Source organism: Streptomyces sp. (assembly GCF_036566765.1).
GTDB lineage: Bacteria > Actinomycetota > Actinomycetes > Streptomycetales > Streptomycetaceae > Streptomyces.
Map to the genome: position 1 here is coordinate 1 of NZ_DATCVQ010000526.1, position 9,146 is coordinate 9,146.

At 72.3% G+C, this 9,146-nt stretch carries 8 protein-coding genes and 1 pseudogene; 2 read left to right on the top strand and 7 right to left on the bottom strand.

Annotated elements, in window-relative coordinates:
* From VIU94_RS30550 to VIU94_RS30565, 4 genes are all read right to left on the bottom strand, one after another.
* Window positions 1-1,412 (bottom strand): C40 family peptidase (locus VIU94_RS30550; RefSeq protein WP_331916263.1); only part of this gene is annotated, 1,412 nt, incomplete at its 3' end.
* A 94-nt stretch (window positions 1,413-1,506) separates the two neighbouring features.
* Window positions 1,507-1,779, bottom strand: coding sequence for a DUF8847 domain-containing protein (locus tag VIU94_RS30555; RefSeq protein ID WP_331916265.1), 273 nt, complete (start codon window positions 1,777-1,779; stop codon window positions 1,507-1,509).
* A 10-nt stretch (window positions 1,780-1,789) separates the two neighbouring features.
* Window positions 1,790-2,542 (bottom strand): TetR/AcrR family transcriptional regulator, encoded by a 753-nt coding sequence (locus VIU94_RS30560; protein WP_331916267.1) that lies wholly within the window; start codon window positions 2,540-2,542, stop codon window positions 1,790-1,792.
* Between the two features lie 59 nt (window positions 2,543-2,601).
* Entirely contained in the window at window positions 2,602-3,537 is a 936-nt protein-coding gene (locus VIU94_RS30565) for an AurF N-oxygenase family protein (RefSeq protein WP_331916269.1), read from the bottom strand.
* Between the two features lie 199 nt (window positions 3,538-3,736).
* Between VIU94_RS30565 and VIU94_RS30570 the strand changes: the two genes are divergently transcribed.
* A complete protein-coding gene (locus tag VIU94_RS30570) occupies window positions 3,737-4,885 on the top strand; it encodes a ferritin-like domain-containing protein (RefSeq protein ID WP_331916271.1) in 1,149 nt (382 codons plus the stop codon).
* Window positions 4,886-4,950: 65 nt separating this feature from the next.
* Window positions 4,951-5,802, top strand: a complete 852-nt coding sequence (locus tag VIU94_RS30575) for a hypothetical protein (protein ID WP_331916273.1) — start codon at window positions 4,951-4,953, stop codon at window positions 5,800-5,802.
* 32 nt (window positions 5,803-5,834) lie between these two features.
* Here the strand turns inward: VIU94_RS30575 and VIU94_RS30580 are convergent, their stop codons facing one another.
* The 3 genes and pseudogenes from VIU94_RS30580 to VIU94_RS30590 all read right to left on the bottom strand — a co-directional run.
* Window positions 5,835-7,307 carry a penicillin-binding transpeptidase domain-containing protein gene (locus VIU94_RS30580; protein ID WP_331916275.1) on the bottom strand — a complete coding sequence of 491 codons (1,473 nt, stop codon included), beginning with the start codon at window positions 7,305-7,307 and terminating at the stop codon, window positions 5,835-5,837.
* Window positions 7,308-7,329: 22 nt separating this feature from the next.
* Window positions 7,330-8,712 (bottom strand): FtsW/RodA/SpoVE family cell cycle protein, encoded by a 1,383-nt coding sequence (locus tag VIU94_RS30585; RefSeq protein ID WP_331916277.1) that lies wholly within the window; start codon window positions 8,710-8,712, stop codon window positions 7,330-7,332.
* A gap of 56 nt (window positions 8,713-8,768) precedes the next feature.
* Window positions 8,769-9,146, bottom strand: a pseudogene (locus VIU94_RS30590) (PBS lyase); the annotation flags it as partial.

Consider the following 9,146-nt stretch of genomic DNA (forward strand, 5'->3'; position numbering starts at 1 on the left):
TCGGGCGGCGTGTACGAGGGGAGCGGGGCCCCGGCCGGGTCCGGGCGGACCGCGCCGAGCAGCGGATTCGCCGCGATCGGCGAGACCTTGACCTTGCCGCCCGGGCGCGGGGCCTGCACGACCATCCCCTCGCCGAGGTAGATCGCCACATGCGTGGCCTCGGGGAAGTAGACCACCAGGTCGCCCGGGCGCAGCTCGCCCAGCGGCACCTTCGGCAGCGTCCGCCACTGCTCCTGGCTGGTGCGCGGGATCTCCCGGCCGGCGCTCGCCCAGGCCTGCGAGGTCAGCCCGGAGCAGTCGTACGACTCCGGCCCCTCCGCGCCCCACACGTACGGCTTGCCGATCTGCTCCACCGCGAACCGCAGCGCCTCGCCGCCCTCGCGGGACGGGGTGCGCGTGCCGTCGAGCACCCCGGAGTCGAGCAGTTCGCGCTGCGCGCCCGCGGCGCCCTTGCGCTCCAGCTCGGACAGCGCGGCCAGCTCCTCGGGGGAGAGCGCGGCGAGCGTCCGCTGGACCTCCTTCAGCTTCGCCTCGACGGCCTCCCGCGCCTTCTTCTGCCGCGCGACGACCACCTGTTGCCGGTCAAGGGCCTTGCGGGACGCGGACGCCAGCTCGTCCGCCTGCCTCTCGCCGCCCGCGAGGCGGGCGATCGTCGCGGCCCGGTCGCGCGCCGCACGGTTCATCAGATGCCGCTGGTCCAGGGCCTGCTGCGGGTCGGGCGCGAGCAGCAGCCGCAGGTACGAGGAGAACTCGCTGGCGCCCCGGTACTGCTCGCGCGCCAGCCGCCCCGCGTCGTCCCGGCTGCGCGAGAGCGCGGTACGGGCGGCGGTGAGCTTGGCGGTGACGGCCTTGGTCTCGGCGGTCCGGAGCTTGAGCGCCTCGACGGTGGCGTTGAAGGTCTCTGCGGCGGCCTCGGCCTGCTGGTAGAGGGTCCGGAGCTTGGTGAGCTGCTGGGAGAGGGAGGAGGGGGAGCCGGGGGCGAGCGGGGAGTCGGAGGAGTCGAGGGGGTCGGGGAGCTCGGAGGCGTCGGCGGTGCTGGGGAGTTCGGGGTCGGCGTCGGTGTCGGTGCTGGGGGGTTCGGGGAGGTCCGTGGGCGCCGGGGTGTCCTGCTCGCCGGGGGTCTCCGTGGGGTCCGGGGTCTCCGTGACGTCCGCAGGGTCCTGGCTGTCCGTCCCGTCCGGCGTCTCCGCGACCCCCGGCGTCTCCGGCGCCTCCGGCACGTCCGAGGGCCCGACGGGCGTCTCCGTGCCGTCCTCGCCCTCCACCTCGCCCTCCGGACCGGTCGGAGCGTCGGAGGTCCCCGGCGCCTCCGCCGCCGGAGGGTCGTCGGCCGTCGCGATGGGCGTCGGCGTCAACGCCGTCGCCGTTGCGAGCATCCCCGTGCAGATCGTGCGCAGCAGCTTTCCTGACACGTCATCACCTCCACCGCGATGATGCGGGGGAGGTGATCCGCTCACCTCACGGGTGGGCGATTCGGCCCAACGCCCTCACCCTTCGGCCGGCCGTTCAGTCGATCGGGCGCGGCGGCCTCGACCAGGGCCACTTCGGCCGCTCGCGGCCCTCGGGGGCGTACACGTACATCCAGCCGCGCTGGATGCCGAGCCGCTTGGTGCGGCCGGCCGGTTCGCGACGGTACGCGTACACGGCCGGCGGGCCGCCGGCGTCGTCCGGTACGGGCACCTCGTACCACTTGGGCGGGTGGCCGGTCGCGCCGACGAAGATCGGCAGGACCTCGCCGTCCAGCGGGCCGCCGTGAAAGGGGGTGTTCTCGCTTCGCACGGAACCAGTGTCACTCAGGTCCGGGTCGCTCCGGTCCCTCCGCGAGCAGGTGCGCCGCGTGGCCGACGACCGGTATGACCCGGCGGGCCAGCAGCCCCACCGGCCCGGACGCGGTCTCCTGGGTCAGCAGCTCCTCGACGACCTTCGCGGTCTCGGGGTCGGTCGCGGCCGTGGCCGTGAGCAGGGCGACGAGATGGTCGACCTGCCAGTCGCGCAGTTCCACGGCGGCCGGCTGCTTGTCCTGGTCGAGCCAGATCAGTGACGCCGCCTCCACGGCCGCGATCCAGGTACGGATCATCATCCGCAGCCGCGGTCCGGGTGCGGTCACGCCCAGGTGCAGCTGGATCTGCTCGGCCGCGGAGCGCCGGACCTCGTCCACGATCGCGGAGGTCCGGGAGGTCTCGACGACGCTTCCGCCGCGCAGCAGCGCGCTGAAGCCGGCGTCGTGCTGGTCGACGAAGGCCAGATAGCGGTCGAGGACCCGGGTGAGCCGCTCGGTCGGCGGGCCGTCGGTCGGCTCGCCGAAGCACTCCTCGAGCTGGTTCGCGGCGGAGCGCAGCGCGGCCTCGTACAGCTGCTGCTTGCCGCCCGGGAAGTACCGGTAGACGAGCGGCCGCGAGACCCCCGCCGTCTCGGCGACGTCGTCGAGCGAGACCTCGTCCGGGCTGCGGTGCGCGAAGAGCGTGAGCGCCGCGACGAGCAGCTGGGCGCGACGCTCCTCGACGCTGAGCCGGCGATACGCGGGCGAGGCGGCAGGGGTCATGCCACGCAGCGTAACCCGGCCGTACGACCCTCCGGCCATGCCGTCGCCCACGCCCCTGCCTAGGCCAACAGCCCCGACGCCCTCCACAGCGCCCGCCCCGGCCCGCGCAGCACGCCTATGTCGTCGAGGAAGTCCGTCAGTCGCTTCGCGCCGGACTGCATGACCTCGCGGCGGTGGCCGCTCGCCTTCACCTGGGCGAGAGCCTCGCGGCGGTCCAGGCCGACGTTCTCGTACACCCTCGGATTGACGAAGCAGACCGAGAAGACCCGGGCGGCCTCGCCGCAGCTGAGCCTGGTGAACTCCTGCTCCCAGCGGGGCGCGGTCATCATCTGGCGGCGCAGCTCCTCGCGGGCGTACCGGACGTGCCTCGCCTCCTCGACCACATGGATCCGCGTGACGCCGCGCACCAGGGTCTGGACCCGCTCGTCCGGGAAGGTCAGGCGCTGCATCCAGTCGAGGATCTCCTCGCCGAGCAGGGTCGCGGCGAAGGAGCCGGGGGTGGTGGAGACGGTCTTCAGGACGCGGGCGAGGTTGTGGTAGATCCGCGGCACGGGGTAGTCCGGGGTGCCGCCCTTGCGGATCAGCTTGGCGAACATCATCGAGTGCCGGCACTCGTCGGCGATCTCGGTGAGCGCGTAACGGACATGATTGCTGGTCAGGGACTTGTCGTAGATGTGCCGGACGAGCAGCTGCATCAGGATGATCTCGAACCAGATGCCCAGCGACGCGAGCGAGGCGGCCTCGTGGCGGGCCAGGTCGTACCGCTGCTCCTGCGACATGCGCCGCCACAGGGGCGTGTCGTAGAGGGAGACCAGCTCCGGCGGCCAGAACCACTTGCCGTCCTCGAACGGGGCCTCCCAGTCGAGCTCCTGCTCCGGGTCGAAGGAGTGCTTGAGGGACGATTCGAGCAGCCGCTCGGCGATCTGCTCGCGGTCGCGCAGCGGGCCGAGCGCGTCGCGCAGCAGGGTGAAGTCCCGTTCGTCGAGAGTCGTCATGGCCGTGCGCACCTCGCTGTGCTCGCCGTCGCCGGGCGCCGGCGTCGCCGGAATTCGCCCCCGTCCACAGTTATGAGACTGCGTGTCAGCAATGCCGTCAATCCCCTGTGCGCGACTTGTTGACTCGTTGTCTACCGCGTGTGAGCCTGCTCGAAGTCCGCCCCGTACGAGCACGATCGACGGTGTAAGGAGGCGTCGGGTGTCGACGCACGACCTGTACGCGAACGCCCCGGGAGAGCCGGTCTGGAACGTGCCGGCCAGCGGCGCGGCCCGCTTCACCTGGGAGTACGAAGAGGGCCGCGACCGGCTCCTCGCCCTGTACCAGAAGGGCAAGGACAAGCAGTGGGACGGCGCGAAGCGCATCGACTGGGACCTGGAGGTCGATCCGTACGACCCCCTCGGCACCCCCGACGAGGTGCTGACGCTCCACGGCACCCGCCACTGGGCCAAGATGACCGAGAAGGACAAGGGGAACCTGCGCCGGCACTACGCCTCCTGGCAGTTCAGCCAGTTCCTGCACGGCGAGCAAGGCGCGATGATCTGCGCCGCCCGGATCGTGGAGTCGGCGCCGGACCTGGACGCCAAGTTCTACTCCGCGACCCAGACCATGGACGAGGCCCGGCACGCGGAGGTCTACGGCCGGTTCCTGCACGAGAAGATCGGCATGCTCTACCCGATCAACGACAACCTGCAGTCGCTGCTCGGCGACACCCTGCGGGACTCCCGCTGGGACATGCCGTATCTCGGCATGCAGGTGCTGATCGAGGGCCTCGCCCTCGCCGCCTTCGGAATGATCCGCGACACCACCGACAAGCCGCTGCCGAAGCAGATCCTCGCGTATGTGATGCAGGACGAGGCGCGGCACGTGGCCTTCGGCCGGATGGCGCTGCGGGACTACTACAAGCAGCTCACGGATGCGGAACTGCGCGAACGCGAGGAGTTCGTGATCGAGGGCTGCTACCTGATGCGGGACCGGCTGCGCGGCATCGAGGTCCTCGAGAACTTCGGCATCCCGAAGAAGGAGGCCGAGGAGTACTCGGAGCAGTCCGAGTTCCTGCACCTGTTCCGCAAGCTGCTGTTCAGCCGGATCGTCCCCTGCGTGAAGGACATCGGCCTGTGGGGCGAGCGCCTCCAGAAGGCCTACCTGGACATGGGCGTCTTCGACCTCGGCGACTCCAACCTGGACCTCCTGATGACCCAGGACGAGGAGATCGCGGAGGCCCTGGACCGCGAGCGGTTCGCGACGGAGGAGCGGGAGCGGGTGGCGGAGGTCGCGGAGGCGATCGCGGAGGGGGCGGAAGACCAGGGCCTGTCCGGCGGATCACGGCCGGGGCCGCGGCGACCCTGATTCGCCGGACAGGCCTAGGCCCCCGCCGGGGTCCGGTGTCGGCGGGGTGTCGTACGGTTCCGGTCATGAGCACGCCGCCGCAGCCGCCGTACAACCCCCAGCAGCAGCCCCAGAACCCGTACGCCCAGCCCCAGCAGCCGGGTCCGTACGGCGCCCCTGCCCAGGGAGCCCCGCAGGGTGTTCCGCCGCAGTACCCCGGGCCGGGACCTGCGCAGGGCGGCTGGGGGCAGCCGCAGCCGCAGCCGCCGTTCGGGCACCCGGCTCCGCCGCCGAAGAAGAAGACCGGGCTGATCCTCGGGATCGTCGGCGGCGTCCTGGTCCTCGGCGTGCTGATCGTCGTGGGCCTCGGGTTCCTCGGCAGGTCTCTGTTCGAGGGCGCCGCCGGGTCGTCGTCGTCGTTCCCGGAGGCCACGCACAAGCTCATCGTCCCCAAGACGCTCCTCGACGGCGAGTTCAAGCTGCTCACCGACTCCTCGGAGACCGAGGGCAAGGAGGTCGAGGACACCATGGACCCGACCGTCCGCGACGCCGAGGCCGCGATCGCGCAGTACGAGGGCAAGGACTCCGCCGTCCTCGTCGTCTCCGGCTTCCACGGCCGCCTGAAGGACCCGGCCGGCACCCGCGCCCTCATCCTCAAGGGCGCCGCGGACGACCCGAACACGACGATCGCCGTGCCCGCCAGGGACTTCACCCCGGCCGGCCACGACATCACGATCAGCTGCCAGGTCACCCGGTCCAAGGACGGCGGGGTGACCTCCACCCTGCCGATGTGCGCCTGGGGCGACCCGAACACCGCCTCGTTCGTCGCCGTCGTCACCGCCGAGACCGCCCTGATGGCCCCGGAGAAGGTCGATCTCGCCGAGATCGCCGAGACCGCGGCCAAGGTCCGCGCGGAGATGCGCAAGCCGATCGGATGACGGGCCGAACCGTTTGACCGGCCGTCGGGGACTCAGGGGCGCTGTGGTTCCGCCCGCAGCGCCTCCTCCATGACCGCCTTCGCGATCGGCGCCGCGATCCCGTTCCCGCTGATCTCCGTACGACGCGCCTCCGCGTCCTCGACGACCACTGCGACGGCGACCCCCGGCTGCGGCGCGCCGTCCGCCTGAGCGAAGGCGATGAACCAGGCGTACGGCGTCCCCGCGTTGCCCACGCCGTGCTGCGCCGTCCCCGTCTTGCCGCCGACCCGCGCGCCCGGGATCGCTGCGTTCGTGCCGGTCCCCTCCGTCACCACGTCGACCATCAGCTGCTGCAGCCGCAGCGCGACCCCCGGCCGCATCGCCTGCCGGTAGCTCCGCCGGCCGGTCCGGTCCACCGCCCGGCCGCCCGAGGTCGTCGTCCGGTCCAGCAGGTACGGGTAAGCGATCTCCCCGTTGTTCGCGACCGCCGCCGCCACCATCGCCATCTGCAACGGCGTCGCCCGCGTGTCGAACTGCCCGATCGACGACAGCGCCAGCTGGTCCACGCTCATGTCCCGGTCGAAGTTGGACGCGGCCACCCCGGACGGGATCCGCAGCCCCGGATCGTCGAAGCCGAACCGTTCCGCCGCCTCGACCATCCCGTCGAGCCCGACCCGTACCCCCAGCTCGGCCATCACCGTGTTGCACGACCAGCGGATCGCGTCGGCCAGCGAGGCGTCCTCGCAACCGCGCGCCGCGTTCGGCAGCACGGTCCGCGTCCCCGGCAGCACGTACGGCTCGGGGGTGTCGGTCGGCGCGTCGACGTCCGTGACCACCCCGGACTCCAGCGCCGCCGCGGCCGTCACGATCTTGAACGTGGAGCCTGGCGGGTACGTCTGCCGGATCGCCCGGTTCAGCATCGGCTGGTTCGGCGAGCCGTTGAGCCGCGCCCAGGCCTCCTTGACCGGCTTCCCCGTCCCTGAGAGCACCCCCGGGTCGTACGACGGGCTGCTCACCAGGGCCAGGATCCGCCCGCTGGACGGCTCGATCGCGGCGACCGCGCCCCGCTTCCCGCCGAGCCCCCGGTACGCCGCCTGCTGCACGGCCGCCCGGATCGTCGTCACCGCATCGCCGCCGGGCTCCTGCGCGCGGCTGACGTCGTTCCAGAACGGCAGTGGCGCGAGCATCGGGTCCGTGCCCGACAGGACGGCGTCCGCCGCGCTCTCCAGGAGGGTCGTGCCGTACGTCTGCGACGCGTACCCGGTCACCGGCGCGTACAGCGGCCCCTGCTTGTAGGCGCGTTCGTAGCGCAGCTGCTCGCCGCTGTCCCGCGAGCCGGTCACCGACCTGCCGTCCACGAGGATCTCGCCGCGGGGCTGCCCGTACCGGACGATCGCCGCGCGCCGGTTCGCCGGATTCGCGTCCAGCTCGTCGGCCTCCAGGACCTGGAGGCGGGCGGTGTTGACCAGGAGCGCGGCGAGGAGGACGAGGAGGAGAGCGGCGGCGCGGCGGATGTAGGGGATCATCGGGTCTCCGCCCAGGACGCGGTCACCGTGCGTCCTCCGCGATCGGGGCGATGACGCCGGTCTCAGGCGTCTCCGGGCGCGGCATCCGCGCCGAGTCGCTGACCCGGATCAGCAGCGCCACGATGACCCAGTTGGTGACCACCGACGAACCGCCCTGCGCCAGGAACGGCATCGCCATGCCGGTGAGCGGGATCAGGCCGGTCACCCCGCCCGCGATCACGAACACCTGGAGCGCCAGGATCGACGCGAGCCCGATGGCGAGCAGCCGGCCGAAGGGGTCGCGCAGCGCGAGCCCGGCCCGGTAGCCGCGCGCGACGAGCAGCGCGTACAGCAGGAACAGCGCGGTCAGCCCCACCAGGCCCAGCTCCTCCCCGGCGGTCGCGAGGATGAAGTCCGACTTGGCGGCGAAGCCGATGAGGACGGAGTGCCCGAGCCCGAGCCCGGTACCGAGCATTCCGCCGGCGGCGAAGGCGAACAGCGACTGGGCGAGCTGCCCGGGCCCGTCACCGGCCTCGATGGAGGCGAAGGGGTTCAGCCAGTCCTCCACCCGGCTGTGCACATGCGGTTCGAGGGAGCCGACCGCGAACGCCCCGAGCCCCGCGAGCAGCAGGCCCACCGCGATCCAGCCGGTCCGGCCGGTCGCCACGTACAGCATGATCACGAAGAGGCCGAAGAAGAGCAGCGAGGTCCCCAGGTCCCGCTCCAGGATCAGCACGCCGACGCTCAGCAGCCAGATCGCGACGATCGGCCCGAGCACCCGGCCGGTCGGCAGTTGCAGCCGCCAGAAGCGGCGGCCGGTGTACGCGAGTGCGTTGCGGTTCGCGGCGAGGTACGCGGCGAAGAACACCGCGAGCAGGATCTTGGCGAACTCGCCCGGCTGGAAGGAGAGTCCGCCGAGCCGGATCCAGATCTTCGCCCCGTTCACGGCGGGGAAGAAGATCGGCACGATCATGAGTGCGAGCGCGGCGGCGACGGAGAGGTACGCGTACCGCTGCAGCGTCCGGTGGTCGCGCAGCAGCACGACGACCACGATGAACAGCCCCACGCCCAGGGTGGACCAGACGAGCTGGGTCGCCGCCGCCTGGTCCCGGGGCGTCTCCAGGTCGAGCCGGTAGATCAGCACCAGGCCGAGGCCGTTGAGCAGGACCGCGATCGGCAGCAGCAGCGGGTCGGCGAAGGGCGCGCGGAAGCGTACGGCGAGATGGGCGACGAGCGCGAGGAGCCCGAGCCCCGCGCCGTAGCGGGCGGCGTCGGGCGGGACGGCGCCGCTCCTGGCCAGGCCGACGTCCAGGTAGCCGAAGACGGACAGGAGCACGGCCCCGATGAGGAGGGAGAGTTCCACGCCACGGCGCTTGGGGACGAGCACCCCGGGCGGGGGCCTTTCCGCCGACGTCGTTGCGGTCATGGATCGCAACGTAGCAACCGGTAAGCCTTATGTCCCTTTTGTGTGACGGTGTGCCGTCAGGCGGCGCCGCCGGGCTGCTCTCGGTCCAGGCGGTCCAGGGCCGCGCGGCACAGGGTGAGCAGCTTCTCGTCCTCGTGGATGTCGTGGCTGCCCGCGCCGCCCGCCACCACGTTGTGCCGGCGTCGGCGCGCCAGCTCCGCCCGGATGGCGGGTTCCGCCCGCGCCGCCGCGGGTCCCATCTCCGCCAGGCACTCCGCGACGGTCACGCGGGTGTGACGGTTCTCCTCCCACGCCGCGAGCAGCACCGGAAGCGTGGCCTCTGCGTCGCCCGCGACCCGCCACAGCGCCGCCGCGCACTCGACCCGCAGCCACAGGTCCGGGGACGTCAGACAGCGGCGCAGCGCGGGTGCGGCCGCGGCCGCCGCAGGGCCGAT

Bases quoted from the DNA above. Each gene is read 5' to 3' on its own strand.
- VIU94_RS30560 (WP_331916267.1), bottom strand. From the start codon at position 2,542: ATGACCCCTGCCGCCTCGCCCGCGTATCGCCGGCTCAGCGTCGAGGAG.
- VIU94_RS30565 (WP_331916269.1), bottom strand. From the start codon at position 3,537: ATGACGACTCTCGACGAACGGGACTTCACCCTGCTGCGCGACGCGCTC.
- VIU94_RS30575 (WP_331916273.1), top strand. From the start codon at position 4,951: ATGAGCACGCCGCCGCAGCCGCCGTACAACCCCCAGCAGCAGCCCCAG.
- VIU94_RS30580 (WP_331916275.1), bottom strand. From the start codon at position 7,307: ATGATCCCCTACATCCGCCGCGCCGCCGCTCTCCTCCTCGTCCTCCTC.
- VIU94_RS30585 (WP_331916277.1), bottom strand. From the start codon at position 8,712: ATGACCGCAACGACGTCGGCGGAAAGGCCCCCGCCCGGGGTGCTCGTC.